This is a genomic window from Nitratidesulfovibrio sp. D1, from assembly GCF_051133415.1.
GTDB lineage: Bacteria > Desulfobacterota > Desulfovibrionia > Desulfovibrionales > Desulfovibrionaceae > Cupidesulfovibrio.
Genome location: NZ_JBPGNZ010000005.1, coordinates 437895 through 461387 on the forward strand (window position 1 = coordinate 437895; position 23493 = coordinate 461387).

The 23493-nt window shown below is 69.5% G+C and carries 19 protein-coding genes; 10 read left to right on the forward strand and 9 right to left on the reverse strand.

Annotation, left to right across the window (positions count from 1 at the left end; translation table 11 throughout):
* Window positions 1–49 precede the first annotated feature (49 nt).
* The 5 genes from ACR4XJ_RS12670 to dut form a co-directional block, all read right to left on the reverse strand.
* Window positions 50–865: an ABC transporter substrate-binding protein gene (locus ACR4XJ_RS12670; RefSeq protein WP_434755532.1), complete on the reverse strand. Its 816-nt coding sequence runs from the start codon at window positions 863–865 to the stop codon at window positions 50–52.
* A gap of 180 nt (window positions 866–1045) precedes the next feature.
* The gene (locus tag ACR4XJ_RS12675; protein WP_434755533.1) at window positions 1046–1774 is read right to left on the reverse strand and encodes an amino acid ABC transporter ATP-binding protein; all 729 of its coding nucleotides are present in this window, start codon (window positions 1772–1774) and stop codon (window positions 1046–1048) included.
* Window positions 1775–2332: 558 nt separating this feature from the next.
* Window positions 2333–2674, reverse strand: a complete 342-nt coding sequence (locus ACR4XJ_RS12680; protein ID WP_434755534.1) for a hypothetical protein — start codon at window positions 2672–2674, stop codon at window positions 2333–2335.
* A gap of 272 nt (window positions 2675–2946) precedes the next feature.
* Entirely contained in the window at window positions 2947–4155 is a 1209-nt protein-coding gene (locus ACR4XJ_RS12685; RefSeq protein ID WP_434755535.1) for an aspartate aminotransferase family protein, read from the reverse strand.
* A gap of 221 nt (window positions 4156–4376) precedes the next feature.
* Window positions 4377–4874: a dUTP diphosphatase gene (gene dut / locus ACR4XJ_RS12690; protein WP_434755595.1), complete on the reverse strand. Its 498-nt coding sequence runs from the start codon at window positions 4872–4874 to the stop codon at window positions 4377–4379.
* Window positions 4875–5043: 169 nt separating this feature from the next.
* Here dut and glgP point away from each other — a divergent pair, with 169 nt between their 5' ends.
* The 3 genes from glgP (at window position 5044) to trmFO (ending at window position 10005) form a co-directional block, all read left to right on the forward strand.
* The gene (glgP, locus tag ACR4XJ_RS12695; protein WP_434755536.1) at window positions 5044–7614 is read left to right on the forward strand and encodes an alpha-glucan family phosphorylase; all 2571 of its coding nucleotides are present in this window, start codon (window positions 5044–5046) and stop codon (window positions 7612–7614) included.
* A gap of 10 nt (window positions 7615–7624) precedes the next feature.
* Window positions 7625–8521, forward strand: a complete 897-nt coding sequence (locus ACR4XJ_RS12700) for a substrate-binding periplasmic protein (RefSeq protein ID WP_434755537.1) — start codon at window positions 7625–7627, stop codon at window positions 8519–8521.
* 146 nt (window positions 8522–8667) lie between these two features.
* Window positions 8668–10005 (forward strand): methylenetetrahydrofolate--tRNA-(uracil(54)-C(5))-methyltransferase (FADH(2)-oxidizing) TrmFO, encoded by a 1338-nt coding sequence (gene trmFO / locus ACR4XJ_RS12705; protein WP_434755538.1) that lies wholly within the window; start codon window positions 8668–8670, stop codon window positions 10003–10005.
* Window positions 10006–10154: 149 nt separating this feature from the next.
* Here the strand turns inward: trmFO and ACR4XJ_RS12710 are convergent, their stop codons facing one another.
* The gene (locus tag ACR4XJ_RS12710) at window positions 10155–11891 is read right to left on the reverse strand and encodes a glycosyltransferase family 2 protein (RefSeq protein ID WP_434755539.1); all 1737 of its coding nucleotides are present in this window, start codon (window positions 11889–11891) and stop codon (window positions 10155–10157) included.
* A gap of 106 nt (window positions 11892–11997) precedes the next feature.
* On the opposite strand from ACR4XJ_RS12710, the gene ACR4XJ_RS12715 reads away from it, so the two are divergent.
* Window positions 11998–13794 (forward strand): glycosyltransferase family 2 protein, encoded by a 1797-nt coding sequence (locus ACR4XJ_RS12715; RefSeq protein WP_434755540.1) that lies wholly within the window; start codon window positions 11998–12000, stop codon window positions 13792–13794.
* A gap of 55 nt (window positions 13795–13849) precedes the next feature.
* Complete coding sequence (locus ACR4XJ_RS12720) at window positions 13850–15133, forward strand: glycosyltransferase family 2 protein (RefSeq protein ID WP_434755541.1); 1284 nt, start codon at window positions 13850–13852, stop codon at window positions 15131–15133.
* 141 nt (window positions 15134–15274) lie between these two features.
* On the opposite strand, the gene ACR4XJ_RS12725 is transcribed toward ACR4XJ_RS12720, so the two are convergent.
* A complete protein-coding gene (locus ACR4XJ_RS12725; protein ID WP_434755542.1) occupies window positions 15275–15865 on the reverse strand; it encodes a TrmH family RNA methyltransferase in 591 nt (196 codons plus the stop codon).
* A 354-nt stretch (window positions 15866–16219) separates the two neighbouring features.
* Between ACR4XJ_RS12725 and ACR4XJ_RS12730 the strand changes: the two genes are divergently transcribed.
* From ACR4XJ_RS12730 to ACR4XJ_RS12745, 4 genes are all read left to right on the forward strand, one after another.
* Window positions 16220–17647 (forward strand): sodium:proton antiporter, encoded by a 1428-nt coding sequence (locus tag ACR4XJ_RS12730; protein ID WP_434755596.1) that lies wholly within the window; start codon window positions 16220–16222, stop codon window positions 17645–17647.
* Between the two features lie 152 nt (window positions 17648–17799).
* The gene (gene cbiM / locus ACR4XJ_RS12735; RefSeq protein WP_434755543.1) at window positions 17800–18414 is read left to right on the forward strand and encodes a cobalt transporter CbiM; all 615 of its coding nucleotides are present in this window, start codon (window positions 17800–17802) and stop codon (window positions 18412–18414) included.
* Window positions 18415–18424: 10 nt separating this feature from the next.
* A complete protein-coding gene (cbiQ, locus tag ACR4XJ_RS12740; protein WP_434755544.1) occupies window positions 18425–19237 on the forward strand; it encodes a cobalt ECF transporter T component CbiQ in 813 nt (270 codons plus the stop codon).
* On the forward strand, window positions 19234–20082 hold the full coding sequence (locus ACR4XJ_RS12745; RefSeq protein ID WP_434755545.1) for an energy-coupling factor ABC transporter ATP-binding protein: 849 nt from the start codon (window positions 19234–19236) through the stop codon (window positions 20080–20082). Before cbiQ ends, ACR4XJ_RS12745 begins: the two co-directional genes overlap by 4 nt.
* 302 nt (window positions 20083–20384) lie before the next feature.
* On the opposite strand, the gene ACR4XJ_RS12750 is transcribed toward ACR4XJ_RS12745, so the two are convergent.
* Entirely contained in the window at window positions 20385–21419 is a 1035-nt protein-coding gene (locus ACR4XJ_RS12750; RefSeq protein WP_434755546.1) for a glycosyltransferase family 9 protein, read from the reverse strand.
* Complete coding sequence (locus ACR4XJ_RS12755) at window positions 21416–22177, reverse strand: D-glycero-alpha-D-manno-heptose-1,7-bisphosphate 7-phosphatase (RefSeq protein WP_434755547.1); 762 nt, start codon at window positions 22175–22177, stop codon at window positions 21416–21418. Before ACR4XJ_RS12755 ends, ACR4XJ_RS12750 begins: the two co-directional genes overlap by 4 nt.
* Window positions 22178–22895: 718 nt before the next feature.
* Between ACR4XJ_RS12755 and ACR4XJ_RS12760 the strand changes: the two genes are divergently transcribed.
* Complete coding sequence (locus tag ACR4XJ_RS12760; RefSeq protein WP_434755548.1) at window positions 22896–23318, forward strand: cytochrome c maturation protein CcmE; 423 nt, start codon at window positions 22896–22898, stop codon at window positions 23316–23318.
* Window positions 23319–23493: the final 175 nt, after the last annotated feature.

The following is a 23493-nucleotide window of genomic DNA, read 5'->3' on the forward strand; positions in this document are numbered from 1 at the left end:
AACGGGGGGCGCGGCGATGGCGCCGCGTCCCCCGTCGGGTTGGTGCGTGCTAGTAGGGCCAGGTTTCCATCTTCCAGGTGAGCGGCAGGTAGTACTTGGTGTCCTTGCCGAACCACTTGTCGTAGATCTTCATGTAGTCGCCGGTGTTCCACAGGTCCACCAGGGTGCGGTTGACGAGATCGCGGAACTTGGAATCGTTTTCGGCAAGGCCCAGGCCGTAGGGCTCGGCGGCGATGTAGTCGCCCACGATTTCCCACTTCTCGGGCTCGGGGTCGGAGTTGCGCAGGCCGAGCAGGATGGTGGAGTCGGTGGTGACGGCTTCGGCCTTGCCCTGCTTCAGGGCCAGGAACGCCTGCGGGTACTCGTCGAAGGAGATCACGGTGGCCTCGGGCTGGGCGGCCTTGATGTTCTTTTCAGAGGTGGAGCCCTTGGCGGTGGCGACCTTCTTGCCCTTGAGGTCGGCCGCGCTCTTCACGCCGCCGCCCTTCTTCACCAGCAGCTTCTGGCCGTCCATGAAGTAGGTGATGGAGAAGTCGATGACGTCGTCACGCTCGAACTTGTGGGTCATGGTGGCGGCCACCATGTCCACGGAGCCCTGGGTCAGCATGGGGATGCGGGTGGCGCTGGTGACGGTTTTCAGTTCCAGCTTCACGCCCAGCTTGTCGGCGACGGCCTTGCAGATGTCGATGTCGAAGCCGACGACCTGCTTGCTCTGCTCGTCGATGAACCCGAAGGGCACGGTGGAGTCCTTGACGCCGCAGACGAGCGCTCCGCGGGCCTTGATGTCCTCGATCTTGCCCGCGTGGGCGATGGTGCCGGAAAGCACCACGCACAGGGCCACGGCCAGTAGCACAAGACGCTTCATGAGAGTTCTCCCTGCTGATGCGGTTCGGGGGGCCGCAGGCCCCCGGGATGGGCGTTCGTCCGTCGTCCGAACCCGGCGTGCCGCATGGCGCGGCTGTCGGGGGTGTCGCGTGTCGTGCCCGAGGCGCGTTCGCGCCGCCCGGCTGGGGGACTGCCGACGCCGGGGCGCCGACAGGCAGTGCTACAGGATTTCCCGCAAAAACGCCTGGGTGCGCTCGTGCCGGGGATTGGAGAAGAAGACGTCCGGCGGGGCCTCTTCGATCACCTTGCCCCCGTCCATGAAGACGACCCTGTCCGCCACCTCGCGCGCGAAGCCCATTTCGTGGGTCACGCAGAGCATGGTCATGCCCGCGCGGGCCAGGTCCTTCATGGCGTTGAGCACTTCGTTGATCATTTCGGGGTCGAGCGCGCTGGTGGGCTCGTCGAACAGCATGACCTTGGGCTGCATGGCCAGGGCGCGGGCGATGGCCACGCGCTGCTGCTGGCCGCCGGAAAGTTCCACGGGATACTTGCGGGCCTGGTCGTGGATGCCCACGCGCTCCAGCAGTTCCATGGCGATGGATTCCGCCTTGGCCTTCTGCATCTTGCGCACCTTGGTGGGGGCCAGGGTCACGTTGTGCAGCACGGAAAGATGCGGGTACAGGTTGAACTGCTGGAAGACGATGCCCACCTCGGTGCGCAGTTCGTTCACGTCCACGCTCTTGTCGTGGATGCTCCTGCCTTCGAGCAGGATCTGCCCCTTCTGGATGGGTTCCAGCCGGTTCAGACACCGGATGAAGGAGCTCTTGCCGGAGCCGGAGGGGCCACAGATGACCAGCACCTCGCCCTTCTCCACCTTCTGGGTGATGCCCTTGAGCACGTGGAACTCGCCGTACCACTTGTGCACGTCGTGAAATTCGATCATCGCCATGCGCGGCCGTCCGTATCCTGTACCGGCGATGGCGCGGGCCGCCGCCGTCTTTTTACCAGATTGTCGAAGATGCGCCCCGCGCCGCGGGGCGATGCACCGCCAGGGGGCGGCCCCGGACGGTACGGCGGGCACCCGTGCGCGACGCAACCCCGCACGGGCGGACGGTCACCGTCCGCCGTCACTGGCCGCTGCACCGCGAAAGCCGTACTGCCGACACGGGAAAGCCACCGCATCGGCCGCCGGAAGTGCCACACGTTTCTACAGGCGTGTTGCGGTGTTGTAGCGGACGGTTTGAAGCGCTGTCAAGCGAAATCATTAACAAAAACGTAAACAGCCAATGCCGGCGGGGGATTGCGGGAACATTCCTCCATTCCACGTCCGGGGTGCCCGCCTGCCCGGGCCGGGCGGCCCCGCGCCGTCCGGAACCCTTGTCACGAGCGGAGAACGTGAAACGGCGCCCGCCCCGTACGGGCGGACGCCGTGAACATCTCCGGCAGCGGTGGCCTGGCTTGGCTGGTCATCGAGCCTTCCGGTCAGGCCACCCTGTCAGGCCCGCAATCACGCATAGATGTCCACCAGCGCGCCCGCGCCCGAATAGGCCGGACCCAGCACCGACTTCTGGAAATCGTAATCGGCGCTCATGGAGCCGGACCAGCCCGTGGAGCGGGCAGAACCCGATCCGCCCGTGCTCCCGAGCCCCGGGGAATTCATGTAGTCCAGGGTCTTGCTTACCACGGCCGCGCCAAAGGTCTGCTTGTCCCAGGGGGCCGCCTGGACCGCTTGGACTGGCGACGACGCCACGCCGTTCATGTAGTCCAGCGTCTTGCCCACCACCGCAGCGCCGAAGGTCTGGCTGTCCCATCCTCCGGAACTGGTTGACGATACGCTGAAATCACTCATACCCCTCCCCTCCTTCGCGCGGGCCGGGCATCCGTGCCGTGCGGCGGGCGCGCCATGCGTGCACCGCGCGGCCACGTCCCGCCGCGCGGTTTTCCCATGTTCACGATATACAGTAGGTCGGGCAACCGGGTCACGCCATTATTTTGCCGTGCCGGGCATGGCGGACGGGGCCGCCACACGCAAAACGCCCCGCCGGACGGTCCTGGGGACCAGCCGGCGGGGCGTCACTCATCATGAGCCGGAAGGGGTGGTGCCCCTCTCGCGCGGGCGCGTTACGCGGGCCTGTGCGCGGACAGGATGTCCTCCAGCGCGTCGGCGAAGGCGTCGAGGTCGGCGCGGGGAATGGTCAGCGCGGGCAGCAGGCGCAGCACGCAATCCTGGGTCAGGTTGCAGATGAAGCCCCGGTCGATAAGCGCCTGCCATACCTCCTTGCCGGGGAAGGCCAGCACCACGCCGATCATCAGGCCAAGGCCCCGCACGTGGTCGATGGTGCCGGGCAGCTTTTCGCCCATGGCCCGGAAGCGGTCCATGATCCGCGCGCCCTCGGCGGCGGCCCGTCCGGCCAGGTCGTCGCGCAGCATGATCTCCACGGTCTTCGAGGCCACGGCGGAAACCAGCGCCCCCGCCCCGAAGGTGGTGGCATGGCTGCCCGCCACGAAGCCGCGCGCCACCTCGTCGGTAGTCATCATGGCGCCCATGGGCAGGCCGTTGGCCAGGGCCTTGGCGCAGCTGACGATGTCCGGTTCCAGGCCGTAGTTCTGGAAGGACCAGAACCGCCCGGTGCGGCACATACCCGCCTGGATCTCGTCGGTCATGAACAGCACGCCCTTCTCGCGGCACAGGGCCTGCACGGCGCTGGCGTAGCCGGGGTCCAGCGGACACACGCCGCCCTCGCCCTGCACGACCTCCACCAGCACCCCGGCGGTCTGCGGGCCCACGGCGGCGCGCAGGGCCTCGATGTCGCCCGCAGGCACCTGGCGGAACCCTTCCGGCATGGGATGGAACCCGTCCTGGAACCTGGCCTGCCCGGTGGCGGCCACCGTGGCCAGGGTGCGCCCGTGGAAGGCCCCGGTCAGGGTGATGATCTCGTAGGCTTCGCGGCCCTGCACGCGCTGCATGTAGCGCCGGGCCAGCTTGATGGCGGCCTCGTTGGCCTCCGCCCCGGAGTTGCAGAAGAACGCCTTGGCGCAATGGCTGGTGGACAGCAGCCTTTCCGCCAGGTCCAGCTGTTCTTCCTGGTAGAACAGGTTGCTGACGTGCACCAGCTTGCGGGCCTGGGCGGCGGCCACCTCGGCCAGTTCCTCGTGGCAGTGGCCCAGCGATGTCACGGCGATGCCGGACAGAAGGTCCACGTATTCGCGGCCGTCAATGTCCCACAGGCGCGAGCCATGCCCCCGCGCCACGGAAATGGGGTACCGGCCGTAGGTGCGGCACAACAGGGATTCCTCGCGCGCTTTCAGCGCTTCGAACCGTTCGCTCATGGCGTGTCTCCGGAGAATTGATGGAAGTATTCGGATGCGGCGGGGGTGCGGGCGGGAAAACCCGTGCCGCGTACCCAAGGGGCTTTCCGAAATTAGGATTTTCGTTCGTTGACAAGGAAAACGAGCCCGCCATGAGGGAGTATACTCTTATCGTATTTGACCGAAATGGCGAGCGAAGTTTGACGCTGTCAACGGGCGAAAAGACAATTTCGGCACGATCCCTACAGGCTGCCGGTGTGCCCGAAGCCACCCGCGCCGCGCGCCGTCTCGCCAAGGGCATCCGCCTCTTCGACGAGGGCGTGGAAATACGGCTGGAACACTAGCTGCGCGATGCGCTCGCCACGGCGAATTCGTCGCTCCTCGCCCGAGGTGTTCAGCAGCGAGACCACGATCTCACCGCGATAGTCGGGGTCGATGACGCCCACTCCCTGGCTGACGGTAAGCCCCATGCGCGCCCCGAGCCCGCTACGCGAGTACACGAACCCCGCCGCGCCGGGCGACAGCGGCTCCACGGCCACCCCGGCGGGGATGGCCAGCCGCGCCCCTGCGGGCAGGACCGCCTCTTCCGCGTCCATGCAGGCGCGCAGGTCCATGCCCGCCGCAAGCGGCGTGGCCGGGGCGAGGCCGCCGGGGCCGCCGGCGCCTCCATCGGGGGCGTACAGCGCGCGCGCGTCGCGCAGGTAGCGCACCCGCACGCGCAACGTCGGCGTACCCTCCATAACGCTGCTTGCACTTGTCACGAAAAAGCTCCTGTGAAAGAATACCGTAACTCCACAGACCCGCCGGACCACCGCCGCACGGAGGGGGGCCGCCGGACCGTCTGTTCCTATGCCACTCTCGCAGGCAAGTCAAAAGCACGCCGACGCCGCACCGCCGGAGGTACGCAGCATGCAGCCGCTCAAGGTCTTCAGTGTCATCCCCAAACTTCCCGAAGGGCTCGAAGGGCTGTGGGAACTGGCCTACAACCTCTGGTTCTCGTGGAACAGCGACATCGAGTCCATCTTCTCGCAGATGGACCAGCGCCTGTGGCAGGAAAGCTACCGCAACCCGGTATGGTTCCTGAACCACGTCCCCCAGCGCACCCTGGAGGAACTTTCGCGCGACACGTTCTTCAAGCAACGGCTGTCCGACGCCGTGGCGCAGTTGCGCCAGTACGTGGGCAGGCCGTCGCCCCACAAGTTCGAGCAGGTGCCCCCCGGCACGCCCGCCGTGGCCTACTTCAGCCTGGAATTCGGCCTGGCCCTGTGCCTGCCCATCTATTCCGGCGGCCTCGGCATCCTGGCGGGCGACCACCTGAAGTCGGCCAGCGACCTCAACGTGCCGCTGGTGGGCATCGGCATCGCCTACCAGCAGGGCTATTTCCGCCAGTACATGACCCCCGACGGCTGGCAGCAGGAACGCTACCCCGTCTACGACTTCGAGCAGATGCCCATGCGCCCGGCGCTGACGCCCGACGGCCAGCCCGCCGTGGTGCGCGTGGACGTGGGCAACAGGCCGCTTGCGGCGCGCATCTGGCAGGCGGCCGTGGGCCGGGTGACCCTGTACCTGCTGGACACCAACCTGCCGGAGAACCCGCCTGACTTCCGCCAGATCACCGAACGCCTGTACGGCGGCAACATCGAGATGCGCCTGTGGCAGGAAATCCTGCTGGGCATCGGCGGCATCAAGGCGCTGAAGGTGCTGGGCATCGACCCCAAGGTCATCCACATGAACGAGGGGCATTCGGCCTTCGCCGGGCTGGAGCGGGTACGGCTGTACATGAAGGAGCACGGGCTGTCGTTCGAGGCCGCCACCGAGGTGGCCGCCTCCGGCTCCATCTTCACCACGCACACCCCGGTGCCCGCGGGCAACGACCGCTTCGCCCCGGACCTGATGTACCGCTACTTCGAACCCTACGCCCGCGACATGGGCCTGGCCTTCAAGGTGTTCATGGCCCTGGGCCGCGAGGCCCCGCACGACGACGCCGAACCCTTCTGCATGACCGTGCTGGCCCTGCGCCTGTCGCGCGCCAACAACGGCGTGTCCACGCTGCACGGCCGCGTCTCGCGCAACATGTGGAAGCAGGTGTGGCACCAGTTCCCGATGGAGGACGTGCCCATCGGCGCGCTGACCAACGGGGTGCACGCGCCCACCTGGGTGGCCCAGGACATCGGCATGCTGTACGACCGGTACCTGGGCTCCAACTGGCGCGAGGACCCGGACTGCGCCCGCGCCTGGAGCCAGGTGGACACCATTTCCGACGCCGAGTTCTGGCGAACCCACGAACGGCTGCGCGCCCGGCTGGTGGACTTCGTGCGCGAGCGGCTGCGCCGCCAGCTGGCCGCGCAGGGCGCGCGGCGGCAGGACATCCAGATGGCCGAGGAAATGCTGAATCCCGAAGCCCTGACCATCGGCTTTGCCCGGCGCTTCGCCACCTACAAGCGCGCCAACCTGCTGTTGCAGGACCGCGAACGGCTGGAACGCATCCTGGGCGACCGCGAACGGCCGGTGCAGTTCATCATCGCGGGCAAGGCCCACCCGCAGGACCAGGGCGGCAAGCAGCTGATCAAGGACCTGATCGCCTTCAGCCGTTCGCAGGGCGCCAACATGAGCGTGGTCTTTCTCGAGGACTACGACATGGAGGTGGCCTCGTACCTGGTTTCCGGCTGCGACGTGTGGCTGAACAACCCCCGCCGCCCGCTGGAGGCCTGCGGCACCAGCGGCATGAAGGCCATGCTCAACGGCGTGGTGCAGTTCTCCACGCTGGACGGCTGGTGGGACGAGGCCTACCGCCCGGACAACAGCCTGGGCTGGGCCATCGGCAAGGGCGAGGAATACGACGACCCGGACTACCAGGACTTCGTGGAGATGCAGACCCTCTACAACATCCTGGAAAACGACATCATCCCCGAATTCTACGACCGCGGCCGGGGCGGCCTGCCCCGCTCGTGGATCCGCCGCATGAAGGCCGCCCTGAAGGAACTGGCCCCCCGCTACAACTCGCACCGCATGGTGCTGGACTACCTGGGCACGGCCTATTCCCCGGCCCACGGCTACTACATGCGCCTCGCGCGCGACGGCTTCGTCCCGGCACGCGAACTTTCCGAATGGCGCATGGAGATGATGACCAAGTGGAGCGCGGTGCAGATCCGCAACGTGCGCAGCCGGGTGGAAGACACCCTGCACGTGGGCGATTCGCTGCGGGTGGAGGCGGAACTGTACCTCGACGACATCGCGGCCGAGCACGTGCTCGTCCAGTTGTACGCCGGGCCGTTGGGGCAGGACGGCTCCTTCTCGCAGCGCCAGTTGACCGTGATGACCCCCGAGGGCGAACGGCGTGACGGCTGGCAGCTGTTCAGCGGCAGCACCCGCCCGGCGGAGGCCGGGCGCTTCGGCTTCACCGTGCGGGCCGCCCCGGTGCATCCGCTGCTGGCCGACCCGCACTCGCTGGGCCTGATCCGCTGGGCCTCGCCCGCGTAGAAGGACCGGCATGACCCGCCCGCGCCCGTGGCGCGCCGTCGGCATCCGCCACCGGATGCCGACGGCGGCGCTGACGCATCTGCGGCACGCGGTGCTGCTGGCCGCGCTGTGCGCGCTGGCGGGGCTGGCCGCATTGGGCAGCATGCCCCTGTCGCAGGCCCTGGCCCGGCCGGTTCAAGCGCTGCCCGGTCAGCCGCAAGCCGATGATTCCGTCCTGGTCATCGCCACCTGCGACTGGCCGCCCTACGCGGAGCGCCATCTGCCGCACGGCGGATACGCGGTGCAGATCATCCGCGCCGCGCTGGCCGCCGCCGGGCTGGAGGCGCGCTTCGAATTCATGCCCTGGGCCAGGGGCATGGCGCTGCTGCGCGAAGGCCAGGTGGCCGCCGTGGCCCCCGCCTACAAGACCACCGGGCGGGAAAGCGAGTGCGACCTTTCCGCGCCGTTTCCCGGCGGCCCGCTGACGCTGTTCGCGCTGGCGGGCAACGCGCGGCGCTGGACAGACCTGCGCGACCTGGCCGACCTGCGCATCGGCGTAGTGCGCGGGTATGCCCACACCGACGCCTTCGACGAGGCCCCGTTCCTGAACAAGGAAGCCGCCAACGACGAAACGGCCAACCTGCGCAAGCTGATGGCCGGGCGCATCGACGCCATGGCCGCCGACCGCAACGTGGTGCACTACCGGCTGCGGCGCGACCTTTCCGGAGACCCGGCCACACTGGCCGAGTTCGATCCCGTCCTTGGCGAGCGCGACCTGTACGTGTGCTTTGCGCGCACGCGGCCGGGCCACGCCGCCCTGCGCGCGGCCTTCGACAAGGGGCTGGCCGCCGTGCGCGCCGCCGGACTGGTGGACGAACTGCACCGCGAAATGCGCCGCCTGGCCGGGGAACAGCCCGCCGGGCAGTGACGCCGTGGTGCGCCTCGCTCCCCTCCGCCCATGACCGGCCTCCGCTTGCCTGCCGGGCGGAAATGCCCTACCTCACCCGCAGGCCGGGGAGCCCGCCGCACCCCGGCCGCCTTCATCCCATCCGCCCAGCCGTTCCGGAGGACACCTTGACCGCTCTCGTCACCGCCGCCATCGCCGGGGGGGGCCTTGCAGGCTGCGAATGCGCCCGCAGGCTCGCCCGCGCCGGGGTTGCCGTCACCCTGTACGAAATGAAGCCCCTGGCCTATTCCCCGGCCCACACCAGCCCCGACCTTGCCGAACTGGTGTGCTCCAACTCGCTACGCTCGGATGACATCGCCTCGGGCGTGGGGCTGCTGAAGCAGGAGATGCGCGAACTGGACAGCCTGGTCATCCAGGTGGCCGAGGCCACCCGCGTGCCAGCGGGCAAGGCCCTTGCGGTGGACCGCGAACTGTTCGCCCGGCGCATGACCGAAGCCGTGGAGGCGGAACCGAACATCACCGTGGTGCGTCGCGAGATTCCCTCCATCCACGCGCCGGAACTGGCCGCCGCCGACGTGGCCGTGGTGGCCGCCGGGCCGCTGGCCAGCGCGCCGCTGGCCGCGTCGCTGGCCGCCGTTGTCGGCTCCGACCACCTGTATTTCTACGACGCCATCGCGCCCATCATCGCCGCCGAATCCATCGATACCTCCATCGCCTTCCTGGGCTCGCGCTACGACGAAGGCGAGGGCGACTACCTGAACTGCCCCATGAACCGCGAGGAGTACGAGGCGTTCCACGCCGCCCTGCTGGCCGCCGAAAAGGCCCCCGTCCACGAGTTCGAGAAGGAAGTGCACTTCGAGGGCTGCATGCCCATAGAAGCCCTGGCCGAACGCGGCGAACGCACCCTGGTCTTCGGGCCGTTCAAGCCCGTGGGCTTCACCGACCCGCGCACCGGCCAGCGCCCCTACGCCATCGTGCAACTGCGCGCCGAAAACCTGAACCGCACCGCCTACAACCTCGTGGGCTGCCAGACCAAGCTCAAGTACGGCGAGCAGGAGCGCGTGTTCCGCATGATCCCGGGCCTGACCAACGCCGAATTCGTGCGCCACGGCTCCATGCACCGCAACACCTACGTCAACGCCCCCCTCGTCCTTGCCGACGACCTGTCCCTGCGCCCCCACCGCCACGTGCACCTGGCCGGGCAGATCACCGGGGTGGAAGGCTACGTGGAATCCGCCGCCTGCGGCCTGTGGCTGGGCATGCTGCTGGCCGCCCGCGCCCTGGGCCGCCGCCTGTCCACCCCGCCCACGGACACCGCCCTGGGCGCGCTGCTCCACCACCTGCACACCCCCGCCAAGAACTTCCAGCCCTCCAACGTCAACTTCGGCCTGATGCCCGAACTGACCCAGCGCGCCAAAAAACGCGACCGCAAGGCCCTGTACGCCGAACGCGCCCGCGCCAGCTTCGCCGCGTGGATGGAAAACGTGCCGGGGTTGGAGAAGTAGCTAGGAAAAAATACAAACCGGGGAAGGGGACGCTTTAACAAGCGTCCCCTATTGAAAAGTTTTGGAAGGAGGGGGTGGGGTTCGGGGCGGGGGAGGAGAACCTTTTCCAAAAGGTTTCCTCCCCCGCCCCGATTCGCATTTTTTCTTCCTTAGAAACCCCGTGCCTCCACATCCTCCAGCAGGGCGGCGTGGTCGTGCTGGCGCAGGGTATCGAAGTCAGGGCGGGCGTAGCGGTACTGGAGCTTGTACATGTTGGCCCAGGCATTGGAGAACTGGGCGGGGTCGGTCCAGGCGGAGCGGCCGGTGCGCTTCATGTGGCGCACGGCCAGATGGCCCTGATAGACGGGCAGGTCGCCGCGCAGGCTGCGGCGCAGGTCGTGTTCCAGGTCGTCGTACTGGCTGGGGGCATAGCGCAGGTCGAAGGGGCCCACGGCGTCGAACACGGCGCGGCGGAACAGGTGGCAGCAGCCGGTGACGGACACGCACGGGCGCTGGTAGGAAAACTGGCCGAAATCCAGTTCCTGCAAATGCAGGTCGGACACGGAGAAACGGCGGCGGTAGCCGGGGGCGTTCTCGGGCGCGGCGGCCATGTCGCCCCCGGGGTCCAGGTGCAGGTCCACGGACTGGAGCAGCATGGGCACGGCGTGGTCCACCACCCGGCAGCCGTACACGTTGGCGGCGGGATGGACGGCCATGGACGCGCCGAACAGGCGCAGCCAGTCAGGCGGCACGGTGGCGTCGTCGTCCAGAAAGGCCATCCAGTCGCAGGCGCGGACTTCCGGCAGGGTCAGCAGCCAGTTGCGGGCGGGGGGCGCGCCGATGTTCAGCGGCAGGGTGACAGTGAGCAGCCGTTCGCCCAGACTTCCGCCGGGACGGCTGGGCGTGCGTTCCGCCCAGCGGGCCAGCACCTTGGGGGTGGCGTCGGTGCAGCCGTTGTCCAGCACCACCACGCGGGCGTCGCCAAGGTCCGAGGCGGCCACCGAGGCCAGGGCCTCGTCGATACACTCGGCCTTGTTCCAGGTGTAGAACAGCACCGCGCCGCGTCCGGCGGGCAGATCGCCCGGCAGGTCGCGGCCGCGCGCCACGTCGTCCAGCCGCAGCAGCAGGTTGACCTGCCACGGCCGGGCGTCGGCCGCCGCGCGCCACAGGGCCAAAGCGGCGTCGCGGTCTCCCGCGCGGTACAGGGATTCGGCATGCCGGACCCTCCACGTGACCAGCGGCAGGGCCTTGCACGCTGCCGCGTACAGGGCGGCGGCCCCGGCCATGTCCCCGCGCGCGAAGGCCACGTCGCCGCGCAGGGCCGCGACAACCGGCGCGGGCACGCCACCCCCATCCCGTAATCCGGAAGGCAGTCCGGCCAGCCACGCGTCCAGCCACTGGTGGCGGGCCTCGGTCATGCCCACCACCATGGCCTGCCGCAGCCAGAAGGTGTTGCCCGGCTGGGCGCGGCGCTGGCGGTCCAGCAGGCGGCACGAGGCGTCGGCGTCGCGCTGCTGGAGCAGTTGGACGAGTTGGCGCACCTCGGCCTCGGGCGGGGGCGCGTCCAGAGCCGCCAACAGTTCCGCCACCCGGAACACCGGCGTGGGCAGGAACGGCCGGGCCTTGTGCAGCGCGGCCAGTTGCCCGGCCGTGCGCCCGTCCAGCGGGTCGGCCTCCCACGCTGCGCATAGGGCGTCGGCCCCCAGCGCGAACAGGGCGGCGGGGCCGTACGCGGAACCTTCCGGCGTGTTCATGGCCGCAAGGGCCATCTCGGCAATGCCGACAAGGTGCAGTTGCCCCACCCCGCCCTTGAGCAGGGCGGCGGCGAGGTCGCCGGGCAGATCGCGCCAGCGGGGACGGGCAAGGGCGGGAGAGGTCACGGTGGCTCCGGCGGGTTCAATTGACATTCCGGGCGTTACCGCCCACAGTGCCGCATCGGCCGATCCGCGCGCCGCAACCGCCGCGCGCGTTTCGGCGCGTTGTATCCCGCCAACCCGCATCCCCGCAACACGCATGGCGCATCCGCACGGCATCCCCGCCCCCGACCCGGCCCAGGCCCCCGCGCTGCTGGCCGCCCTCATGGACCGCGTGCCCACGTGGGAATGCGGCGCCCTTGGCGTGGACAACCAATACCGCCTGGCGCGCGGGACCATCGAGAACGCGGAGGGCGACCCCGGCGTGGTGGCCGCAGGGGTGGGCATGGCCCTGTGGGGCTGGCGCGACAACCCGCTGGACACCCGCCTTGCCGCCTTGCTGCGCGCCATCATGGAGGACGCCCCGCAGGCGTTCGACCCGGCGTTGCGCGAGTTGATGGCCCGCCTGCACGGCAGGGTGCGCGTGCCCGTCGCCTTCGGTGCGCTGGACGCGGCCCTGAACGAACATGGAGGCCCGGCGGCCGCTCCGGGCCGGGTGATGCTCGACGTGGTGCTGCCCCGGCTGACCGACCCGGCACACGGGCTGTTCTGGCTGGCGCGCGGCGTGGAGTGGTGCGTGCGCCACGAAAATTCCGTGGGCGCGACCGCTGACGGAATCGCTCCCCCTGTTTCCCCAGCCGCGGATGACACCGCGCTGGAAACATTGTTGCGCGCCGCCACGACCCTGCCCGGCGAACTGGCGCTGCCAGCCATTCTGGCAGACCGGCTGCGCGCCGAATGGGCGGTGCGCCGCCTGGACGCTGCCGACGCGCTGCGGCGGTTGGACCAACTGGCGGAACCGAACGCCTCCCCCGCTGGCGCATCCCCCTTTTCCCCGTGGTACGCGCTGCGCCGCGCCGAACTGCTGGCCCGGCTGGGACACCCGGCCGACGCCGCCGCCCTGCTGCTGCCCCTGTGGCGCGCGGCCCCGTACCATCCCAACCTCACCCTGGCCCTGCACGAACTGCTGCACCCGCTGCCCGCGCCACCGGCGGACATGGCTCCCCCCGCCATCCTGCTGTACACTTGGAACAAGTGCGACCTGGCGGCGCAGACCCTGCGCTCGCTCCGTTCGGCGGGGTTCCGTGGCGCGCCGGTCTTCGCGCTGGACAACGGTTCGCAGGACGGCACCGAGGACATGTTCCGGGCCATGGCGGCGGATTGGGGTTCGCCCTTCACCGTGGTGCGCCTGCCGGTGAACGTGGGCGCCCCCGCCGCCCGCAATTGGCTGCTTTCGCTGCCGGAAGTTCGCCAGCGCGAGCACGCCGTGTTCCTGGACGACGACGTGCTGCTGGAACCCGGCTGGCTGGACGGCCTGCTGGCCGTGGCCCACGCCCGTCCCGGCTGGGGGGCCATCGGCTGCGCGGTCACCGACCACACCCCGCCGCACGCGCTGCAATGCGCCGACTTTTTCGCCCTGCCGCCGGACATGGGCACCCGCAGCTTCGCCGACCTTGACGAGCACTGGCATATCCACGGCAACTCGGCAGGCAACGCAGACCCCCTGCTCACCGCCTACACCCGGCCGTGCCTGTCCGTTTCCGGCTGCTGCCACATGGTCTCCATGGCTTCCGTGCAACAGGTGGGCGCCTTCGACGTGCGCTTCAGCCCCAGCCAGTTCGACGACCTGGAGCGGGACATCCGCTGCACGCTGGCCGGGCTGCCGGTGTGGTACGCGGGCACGGTGCGGGTGCGCCACATGCAGCACTCCAGCCTGCGCCAGGCCACCAGCCGGGCACGCAGCGCGCACATCTTCGGCAACCGCATCAAGCTGGAACACCTGCACCCGGCGAACAAGGCGAAGCAGGCGCGCGAGGCGTCCGCCGCGCTGGCCCGGCAGGACCTGCTGCGCAAGGCCGCCGCGCTGGCGGCCCTGCCCTCGCCAAATGCCGGGTAGCCGTCCCGCAACCTCTTCCACCCGCCACCGCGCCGCGCGCACGAGTCCTCTCCGCATGACCACCAAAGCCCCCCTCGTCTCCGTCGTCATCCCCGCCTGGAACCTCTGGGACCTCACGCGCGGCTGCCTGGAAAGCCTGCGCGCGCACACGCCCGGCGGCGTGCTGGAGGTCATGGTGGTGGACAACGGCTCCACCGACGCCACCGCCACCGACCTCGAACCATTGGGGCGCGCCCTCTTCGGCGATCTGTTCCGGGCCGTGCGCCTGCCGGAAAACAGGGGCTTCGCCATAGCCAGCAATCTTGGCGCGGCGCAGGCCCAGGCGGACCGGCTGCTGTTCCTGAACAACGACACCCTGGCCACCCCCGGCTGGCTGCCGCCCCTGCTGCGCGCGCTGGACGACGACGCCCGGCTGGGCGCCGTGGGGCCGCTGCTGCTCTACCCGGATACCGACCGCGTGCAGCACTGCGGCATCGCCTTCACGCCCTCGCTGTCCACCGAACACCTCTACGCCAATTTCCCCGCCGCGCACCCGGCGGTGGCCGCGCGGCGGCCGTTGCAGGCCATCACCGGCGCGGCCCTGCTCATGGGGCGCGGGTTGTTCGCGGACTGCGGCGGCTTCCACGAAGGGTACCTGAACGGCAGCGAAGACCTGGAACTGTGCTGGCGCGTCCGTGAACGGGGGATGAAGGTGGCCTGCGTGCCGGAAAGCCGGGTGTACCACCTGGAAAGCCGCACCCCCGGCCGGAGCGACCACGACACGGCCAACGCCGCCCGGCTCAACCGGCGCTGCTCCGGCTGCTTCGGGCCGGACCTGCACAAGCTGGCCCGGCGCGACGGCTTCGAACTGGCTCTGACCCCGTGGCTGGAAACCTACCTGACCCTGCCCGCCGCGCGCGCGGCGGAACTGCTGGCGGCCCACGCCGATTTCGAGCCCGGCCGCTGCTGGCAGGCCCTGCAGTCCGACCCGCTGTGGCAGCCCGGCTACGAACTGCTGGCCGCGTTCTTGGAGGCCCACGGCAGATACCTGGAGGCTTCGGGCGTGCGGCTGCTGCACTGCTATTTCTTTCCCAGCCTGCCGGGGTACCGCCGCCTGGCCCTCATGGCGGCGCAGGCGGGCAACCCGGACCTGGCCGGGCAGGCCGCCCGCAAGATCGAGCACGTCACCGGCCTGCTGGAGGACCCGGAACCGCTGGTGCGCAAGGCGCGCGGGCTGGCCCGCTGGGCGCGGCGCGCGGGCGAGCGCGAGGTGGGCGCGCTGTACGAGGGCTGGCTGACCGACCTGGGCCTGCCGCTGCAAGGCGGCGACGCCAACGACCTGCCGGGCGAAGGCGACTGACGGACGCCCCCGACAAGCCCCCCTGCCGCGGACCCACGCCGTATCCGCCAAACGCGACGGCGGCGCACCCGGAACCTTCCGGATGCGCCGCCGTCGTGCGTCGCGGGCGCGGGACGGGGCATTCCCCGCCTTCCGTTCCCGCTACTTTTCCGTCCAGGCGGCGATGCGGGCCTCCAACTCCTCATCGGGCCAGGAGGGCCGGTCGTACATGCCCGCCAGCACGCGCTGGCGCGAGGCCTCGGCCAGCAGCACCGCCGCCGCCACCGACACGTTGAAGCTCTGGATCATGCCGTACATGGGAATGTACACTTCGCCGTCCACCAGTTCCGTCAGTTCCGGGGCTACGCCGGAATGCTCGTTGCCCATGATGATGGCGGTGGGCCGGGTCATGTCGTAGTCGCCGAGGGGCTTCGCCGCCGGAGTGCAACTGGTGGCCAGCACGCGGTGCCCGCTTTCCTTCAGGGTGCGCATCAGGCTTTGGGCGTCGGAATGGCGCACCGTTTCCACCCACTTGCGGGCGGATGCCGACGACTTGCGGCCCAGCACGGGAAAGGCGGTGTCCGTGTAGTACAGGTGCACCTGAGCCACGCCGAAGGCGTCGCAGCTGCGGTAGATGGCCGAAACGTTGTGCGGGTCGTGGATGTTGGCCAGCACAAGGGTCAGGTCCTTCTGCCGCCAGCCGAGAACGCGGCGGATGCGCTCCATGCGCCGGGGGGTTATCTGTCGTGCCATTGTGGTTCTGATGCGGTATGCGGGGTTGCGGTGGGCGCCGTGGCGCGGGGCACCTGTGTACCTTCGTTCGGCCGAAATGTCATCTTCACGCTTGACGAACGAGAACGGCAGGTTGCAGAAAACCATACCGGCACTTCATGCACGGCCTTTGCGACAGGCAACACGGTGCGCCATACGCACTTTCCGTTCGATAGCGCACGGTTCCGCCTCGCCCGCGTCCGTGGTACCGGAGCCGGACCCTTGCGACACCAACGGGACCGCCTCCGCATCCGCACGATGACGGCCCTTCCCCCCGACGAGACCCCAGGAGGCCCACAGGTGAAACGTTTCCCCACAGCGCCCGCCCCTTTCGTCATGGCCGTTCGTGCAATCCCGGCCGTTCTCGCGGTGCTGGCCGCCGTACTGCCGCCCGGCACGGCCCTGGCCGCCGACGCCGGCGCGCCCCACTTCGACGGCGCGGTGCTGGGCGGGCTGTGGGCCGCCCCCTTCGCCTGCATGCTGCTGTCCATCGCCATCCTGCCCCTGCTGGCCCCGCACTTCTGGCACCATCACTTCGGCAAGGTCTCCGCGTTCTGGGGCCTGGCCTTCCTTGTGCCCTTCGCCATCACGTTCGGCGCCTCGCTGGCCGTGTACGAAGTGCTGCACACCCTGCTGCTGGAGTACATCCCGTTCATCATCCTGCTGCTGGCCCTGTTCACCGTGGCGGGCGGCGTGCGCCTGACCGGCTCGCTGGTCGGCACGCCCGCGGTTAACACCATGCTGCTGGCCATCGGCACGGTGCTGGCAAGCTGGATGGGCACCACCGGCGCGGCCATGCTGCTGATCCGCCCCCTGCTGCGCGCCAACGCCCATCGCAAGTACAAGGTGCATTCGGTGGTGTTCTTCATCTTCCTGGTGGCCAACATCGGCGGCTCGCTGACGCCGCTGGGCGACCCGCCGCTGTTCCTCGGCTTCCTCAAGGGCGTTTCGTTCTTCTGGACCACGGTGCACATGCTGCCGCCCATGCTGCTGGTTTCGGTGCTGCTGCTGGCCGTGTTCCTGGCGCTGGACACGGTGCTGTTCGGCAAGGAAGGCCGCCCCGTGCCACCCCGGCAGGACACCGGAGAAAAACTGGGCCTGGAAGGCGGCGTGAACCTGCTGCTGCTGGCGGGCGTGGTGGGCGCGGTGCTTCTGAGCGGCTTCTGGAAGCCGGGCGTGGAATTCACCGTGTACCACGTGGGCGTGGAGTTGCAGAACGTCGTGCGCGACGTCATCCTGCTGGCCATTGCCGGGCTGTCGCTGAAGCTCACCGACTCCGAATCGCGCATCAGGAACGATTTCAGCTGGGGGCCCATCCTTGAGGTGGCCAAGCTGTTCGCGGGCATCTTCGTCAGCATGATTCCGGCCATCGCCATCCTGAAGGCGGGCGAGCACGGCGCGCTGCGCCCGGTGATCCAGATGGTGACCCACGACGGCCAGCCGGTGGACGTCATGTACTTCTGGCTGGCCGGTCTGCTTTCGAGCTTTCTGGACAACGCGCCCACCTACCTGGTGTTCTTCAACACCGCCGGGGGCGACGCCATGCGCCTGATGCACGACATGCCCCGGACGCTGCTGGCCATCTCGGCCGGCGCCGTGTTCATGGGGGCCAACACCTACATCGGCAACGCCCCCAACTTCATGGTGCGCTCCATCGCAGAGGAGCAGGGCGTGAAGATGCCCAGCTTCTTCGGCTACATGGCCTGGTCGTGCGGTATCCTGGTGCCCTCGTTCGCGCTGGTGACGCTGGTCTTCTTCATGTAGCGACGCGCACCGCAGTGACGCAATGCCCCGGCACGCCTCGCGGAATCGTGGCACGTTGACGCTCCATGTGCCATCTGCTACCCCTTTCGGCACGCCCGTGACGCCGGATTTTCCGCGCGCCGCGACGGGCGCGCAGACAGCGCGAGGCATGCATGCACATTTCGGAAGGGGTGCTTTCCCCGGCCGTGCTCGGCGCGGGCGCGGCGCTGGCCGCCCTTGGCGTCGCCACGGGCCTGAAGCGCCTGGACTACGATCGCCTGATGACCGTGGCCATCCTGTCCTCCGCCTTTTTCGTGGCCTCGCTGATCCACGTGCCCATCGGTCCCGCCAGCGCGCACCTGGTGCTCAACGGGCTGCTGGGCGTCATGCTGGGCTGGGCCGCCGTTCCCGCCATCTTCGTGGCCCTGGCGTTGCAGGCCCTGCTGTTCCAGTTCGGCGGGCTCACCGTGCTGGGGGTGAACACCTTCACCATGGCCCTGCCGCCAGTGCTGTGCTTCTACGCCTTCCGGCCCATGCTGTCCGGCCCGTCCCGCCTGCGCGGGGGCGCGGCCTTCGCGTGCGGCTTCCTGTCCGTGGGCGCATCCGCCCTGCTCACCGCCGCGGCGCTGGCCCTGTCCGGCGAGGAGTTCGCCGCCGCCGCGCGGGCGCTGCTGCTGGCGCACGTTCCGGTCATGTTCGCGGAAGGAGTGGTGACGGCGCTGGTGGTGTCGTTCATCGCCCGGGTGCGGCCCGAAATGCTGGCCTTCACCTCCACGGCCCACGGCTAGCGGCTCCCCCGTGCTGGACGAACCCTTCAGCCGGGGCGCCTCGCGCCTGCACCTGGCGGACCCGCGCTGCAAGCTGGTGGCCGCGCTGGCCTTCGCCGTGTGCGCGGCCTTGCTGCGCTCGCCCGGCCCGGCCGCCCTGGCCCTGCTGACGGGCGCGGCCCTGTGCCTGTGGGCCCGCCTGCCCCTGCCCCGCCTGCTGCGCAGGCTGGCCGCCGTGAACGTGTTCGTGGCCTTCCTGTGGCTGTTCCTGCCCTTTTCCCTGCCCGGCGCGCCGCTGCTGCGCATCGGCCCCTTTCCCGGCCTGCCGGACTGGCTGGCCCCGAACTGGCTGTCTCTGACCGCCACCGACGCGGGCGTGGCCCAGGCCCTGCTGGTCACCCTGAAGTCCAACGCCATCGTGCTGGCCTTCATCGCGCTGGCGGGCACGTCGGACATCACCGCCGTAGGCCATGCCATGGCGAGGCTGGGCCTGCCGGACAAACTGGCCCTGCTGCTGCTGTTCACCTGGCGGCAGTTGCACGTGGTGGCCCAGGAATACCACCGCCTGCGCACCGCCGCCAAGGTGCGCGGCTTCACCCCCGGCACCGACCTGCACACCTACCGGACCTACGCGAACATGGCGGGCATGGTGCTGGTGCGCAGCTTCGACCGGGCCGAGCGCGTGGGCCAGGCCATGCGCCTGCGCGGCTTCGCCGGGCGTTTCCACATGCTGGCCGAGCCCGCCGGACGCCCCGGCGACCGGCTGCTGGCCGCCGTCATCATCCTGTGCGCGGCCGCCCTGCTGGCCGCCGACATCCTGCAACCCCTCGCCGGACTGCCATGAGCACCGCAACCACGCCCCCGAACAGCGGACAGCCCCACAACTGTGCGCATGACCATGCGCATGATCATGCGCACGGGCACGGCCATCCGCATCCCCATCCGCACAGCCATTCCGATGACGACGCCACCCCGCCGCTGGCGGCCGTGCAGGACATCCACTTCACCTATCCCGGCAGCGCGGAACCGGTGCTGCGCGGCGCTTCGCTGGCCCTGCGGCCGGGGCGGCGCATCGGCCTGCTGGGGCACAACGGCAGCGGCAAGTCCACCCTGCTGCACCTGCTCATGGGCCTGTTGCGGCCACAGTCCGGCCGGGTGTTGCACCGGGGCGCTCCCCTGGCCCGCGAGGCGGACTTCGTGCCGCTGCGCCGCGAGGTGGGATTCCTGTTCCAGAATTCCGACGACCAGTTATTCTGCCCCACCGTGCTCGAAGACGTGGCCTTCGGACCGCTGAACCACGGCGCCTCCCCGGCCGAGGCCCGCGCCATGGCCGAGGCCACCCTGGAGCGGCTCGGCTTCGCCGGGTTCGGCAGCCGGGTCACCCACCGCCTGTCCGGAGGCGAAAAGAAGATGATCGCCCTTGCCGCCGTGCTGGCCATGCAGCCGCAGGCCCTGCTGCTGGACGAGCCCACCAACGACCTGGACCCGCGCACCCGCGACCGGCTCATCACCATCCTGGCCGCGCACAGCCCCACCCACCTGATCATCTCGCACGACTGGGACTTTCTGGCCCACACCTGCGACAGCTTCCTCACCGTGCAGGACGGCACCGTGCGCACCGCCACCCATACCCCCCACACCCATGTGCACACCCACACCGGCGGCGACGTGCACCACCATCACGGGTAGAAGAAAAAAACGAATGCGGGGGAGAGGAAGGAAACTTTTGCGGCAGCCGTTAGGCGAGCCTGCGAGCCTTACGGATGGCGACCGCAGCGCGCAAAAGTTTCCTTCCTCTCCCCCACACCCCCTCTCCATCCTTCCAAACTTTTCAATAGGGGCGTCAGCGATCGGCCAAGACGCTCCTCTCATCCCAACGACTCCTCCCCCAATGAAAACGTTTTGGGGAAGAGGGGATGGGGGTCCGGGGGAAGGGGAGAAGCCCCTTTTGGAAAAGGGGCTTCTCCCCTTCCCCCGTTTACTCCGAACGCCTACCCGAACAGTTTCGCGCGCACGTCCGGCCACACGGCATCGGGGGTGATGTCGCGCATGCAGCGATGATGGCCCAGGGGGCACTGCTGGGGGCCGTGCAGGCCGCAGGGGCGGCAGTCCAGGCCGGTTTCGAGCACGGTGGCCCTGGGGCCGCGCGGATAGAAGCCGTGGCGGCGCACGGTGGGGCCGAAGATGGCGGTGACGGGGGTGCGCTGGGCCCAGGCGATGTGCATGGGACCGGAATCGTTGGTGAGGTAGCAGTCAAGGATGGCGAGGTGCGCGGCAAGGTCCACGAGCGAGAGCGCGCCGGACAGGTCGATGAGCGCGGGGCTGCCGAGGGTGCCGGAGCGTTCGGCCACCTCGCGCGCCACCTCTTCCTCGCCGGGCCCGGCGAACAGCACGACGCGCGCGCCATGGGCGGCGGCGCGGCGGACGACCTCCGCGAAATATCCGACGGGCCAGCGCTTGGTGGCCCAGACCGAACCGGGATGCACGCCCAGCAGCGGCGCGCCGCCGCCCGTGTGCTCCGCGCGGAAGGCGGCGGCCCGCTGGCGGGCGGGTTCGGGCAGCACCAGTTCCGGCCAGTCCAGAACCTGCCTGAGGTTCAGGGGCCGCACCAGTTGCAGCAGCCGTTCGATCTCGTCCAGTTGGTCGAAGCGGCGCGGAACGGTGTGGGTGTAGAACCACGAGTTGAACCACGGCCGGTCGTAGCCGATGCGCACCTTGGCGCTGGTCCAGCGGGCGATGCACGCGCTGCGCAGGCTGGTGTGGGCGGAAATCCACAGCGAATGGTTCTCGCGCGCCAGTTGCCGCCCCACGCGGGCGGCGGCCATGACGCCGCTTTCGCCGCCGCGCTTGTCGAACTCGTGCACGCCGGAAAGCTCGGGCTGCGCGGCGAACAGCCCGCCCACGCCGCGCCGCACCCAGAAGTGCAGTTCGGCGTCGGGGTAGTTGGCGCGCAAGGTGCGCAGAAGCGGCAGCGTAAGCACCGCGTCGCCTAGGAAGGCGGTGTTCCAGACGCCGATGCGGCTCATGACGGTTCGCTCCGCGAAAGGTCCGTGGGAAGGGGGGCGCAGGGGGATGACCCCGGCGTGCCCGATGCGCCCGATGCGCCCGGTGCGCCCGATGAGCCCGATGAGTTTGACACGTCCCGCTCCCGCACGGTGCCCCGGCCCAGCAGCCACGCGGCTGCCGCGGCAAGGTCGCGCGCCACCGCGTGCGGCCAGTCCGGCCGCGCGGCAAGGTCGGCGGGGTCGGGTTCGCGCACGGGGGCGTCACCTTCGGGCACGGGCACGCCCAAGGTACGCGCGGCGGCCTGCCCCTTGCCAGTCAGCACCAGCACCACCAGTCCCAGGCCCGCGCTGCGGCCGAAGGCCACGTCCTCGGGCTTGTCGCCCACCATGGCGGTGGCGGCGGCGCACAGGCCGTGCCGGTCGCGCAGGGCCAGCCACATGCCCGGCGCGGGCTTGCGGCAGGCGCAGCCGTCGTCCGGGCCGTGCGGGCAGAAGGCCGTGCCGGTCAACGTCACGCCGTATTCCCCCAGCAATTTGCCGAGGCGGTCGTTGCAGGCGTGCAGGTCGGCCTCGGTGAAGTAGCCCCGTCCGATGCCCGACTGGTTGGTGACGAGGAACAGCCGCGCCCCGGCGGCGGCCAGGGCGGCAAGCCCCTGCCCGGCGCCCGGCAGCAGCGTGACGCCTTCGGGGTCGGCCAGGTAGTGGCGGTCCTCGATGACGGTGCCGTCGCGGTCGAGCAGCACGGCGGTGAGGGATGTGGTGTTCGGTGCCGGGTTCATGGTGGGGCAACTTGTGGCACGGCGGGCCGCTTTTTTCAAGGCGGCGGCCCAAGAGGCAGCGAGCCCCACACCACCGAAGACGGCATCCGGGCCATCGTCAGCCTGCCGCGCCGGGCCGGGCGCATCCAGCCGTACGAGGAACGTTCCATCCGCAACATCCTGTCGCTGGACCGGAAGCGGGTGGACGATTTGCAATTTGCAGGAACCGGCCCGGCGCCGCCACGCAGAGTTGGCACAAAAATAACTAATGATTACTGTTAGTGTTTTTAAAGATGAGCGATCCGTTGTCGTTACGGCTTGTTACCTGAGGCGCTCTCCCGTTGTGAAAGCCTTTGCACGGGCGCTACCCCCTTGCCACGACGGCGGAAACGCCGTATGCCAGACGCAGCCGCATGCGACGTTTCCGTAGGATGACGGGACGTTTCCGGCGGCAGCGCATCCGATGCAACCCGGCGCCGCCACACGGCGCCGTGAGACGATACACAGTTCGCGGCCGGTCACGCACCGGCGATCATGCGGGCGGCCACGCCAGCGGCCCGCGCGGCGCCACCGGCGCCTGCACCACGAACGCGCCCCGCGCGGCCGAAGGGACGGCCCTTCCGGCAACGGCACGGGTGGGCATCGCCCCCCGGCCTTCGCGCGATGCGGCGGCGCACTTCCCGCCCTTTCCGGATCGCCAACCCACCGGAATCGGGCAGGGAAGCCATAAGGACCACACATGTCGAAGAAGAACGGCAAAAGCCTGTACCTCGTGGCCCTCGCCCTGTTCCTGGGCGGGGTGGGCTATCTGGTGTTCTCGGGCTTTTCCCAAAACAGCGTGTACTTCCTGAACGTTTCGGAAGCCCTCGCCATGCCCTCGGACAAGTTGCAGTCCATCCGCCTGTTCGGCACCGTGGCCCCCGAGGGCATCGCCAGGCTGGACGACGGGCCGGGCGTGCGCTTCCAACTCGAAGACAAGGACAATCCGGGGCAGACCGTGCGGGTGATGTACCGCGGGGCCGTGCCCGATACCTTCAAGGAAGGCGTCGAGGTCATCGTGGAAGGCGGCATGCCCCAGGGCGGGGCCGCAAGCGAGTTCCGCGCCAAGACGCTGATGACCAAGTGTCCCTCGAAATACGAAAAAGAAAACCGTAAGGGATGATGCCCGGCGGGTTACGCGGCGTGGGCCGGCCAGCCTTCCGAACCGGCACGCCGGTCGCCGCGACGGTCGCCACGGTGGTTGCCACGGTGGTTTACTGACGGGCGGCTTCGCCTGCGCCGCGCGCTGACGCGCGCCCTGCGGTTCCCACGCGCCGCGTAACGGGCACCGGCGGCAA

Coding starts and splice junctions, on each gene's coding strand:
- ACR4XJ_RS12670 (WP_434755532.1), bottom strand. CDS start 865: ATGAAGCGTCTTGTGCTACTGGCCGTGGCCCTGTGCGTGGTGCTTTCC.
- ACR4XJ_RS12675 (WP_434755533.1), bottom strand. CDS start 1,774: ATGGCGATGATCGAATTTCACGACGTGCACAAGTGGTACGGCGAGTTC.
- ACR4XJ_RS12680 (WP_434755534.1), bottom strand. CDS start 2,674: ATGAGTGATTTCAGCGTATCGTCAACCAGTTCCGGAGGATGGGACAGC.
- ACR4XJ_RS12685 (WP_434755535.1), bottom strand. CDS start 4,155: ATGAGCGAACGGTTCGAAGCGCTGAAAGCGCGCGAGGAATCCCTGTTG.
- dut (WP_434755595.1), bottom strand. CDS start 4,874: ATGGAGGGTACGCCGACGTTGCGCGTGCGGGTGCGCTACCTGCGCGAC.
- glgP (WP_434755536.1), top strand. CDS start 5,044: ATGCAGCCGCTCAAGGTCTTCAGTGTCATCCCCAAACTTCCCGAAGGG.
- ACR4XJ_RS12700 (WP_434755537.1), top strand. CDS start 7,625: ATGACCCGCCCGCGCCCGTGGCGCGCCGTCGGCATCCGCCACCGGATG.
- ACR4XJ_RS12710 (WP_434755539.1), bottom strand. CDS start 11,891: ATGTCAATTGAACCCGCCGGAGCCACCGTGACCTCTCCCGCCCTTGCC.
- ACR4XJ_RS12715 (WP_434755540.1), top strand. CDS start 11,998: ATGGCGCATCCGCACGGCATCCCCGCCCCCGACCCGGCCCAGGCCCCC.
- ACR4XJ_RS12720 (WP_434755541.1), top strand. CDS start 13,850: ATGACCACCAAAGCCCCCCTCGTCTCCGTCGTCATCCCCGCCTGGAAC.
- ACR4XJ_RS12725 (WP_434755542.1), bottom strand. CDS start 15,865: ATGGCACGACAGATAACCCCCCGGCGCATGGAGCGCATCCGCCGCGTT.
- ACR4XJ_RS12730 (WP_434755596.1), top strand. CDS start 16,220: ATGGCCGTTCGTGCAATCCCGGCCGTTCTCGCGGTGCTGGCCGCCGTA.
- cbiM (WP_434755543.1), top strand. CDS start 17,800: ATGCACATTTCGGAAGGGGTGCTTTCCCCGGCCGTGCTCGGCGCGGGC.
- ACR4XJ_RS12745 (WP_434755545.1), top strand. CDS start 19,234: ATGAGCACCGCAACCACGCCCCCGAACAGCGGACAGCCCCACAACTGT.
- ACR4XJ_RS12750 (WP_434755546.1), bottom strand. CDS start 21,419: ATGAGCCGCATCGGCGTCTGGAACACCGCCTTCCTAGGCGACGCGGTG.
- ACR4XJ_RS12755 (WP_434755547.1), bottom strand. CDS start 22,177: ATGAACCCGGCACCGAACACCACATCCCTCACCGCCGTGCTGCTCGAC.
- ACR4XJ_RS12760 (WP_434755548.1), top strand. CDS start 22,896: ATGTCGAAGAAGAACGGCAAAAGCCTGTACCTCGTGGCCCTCGCCCTG.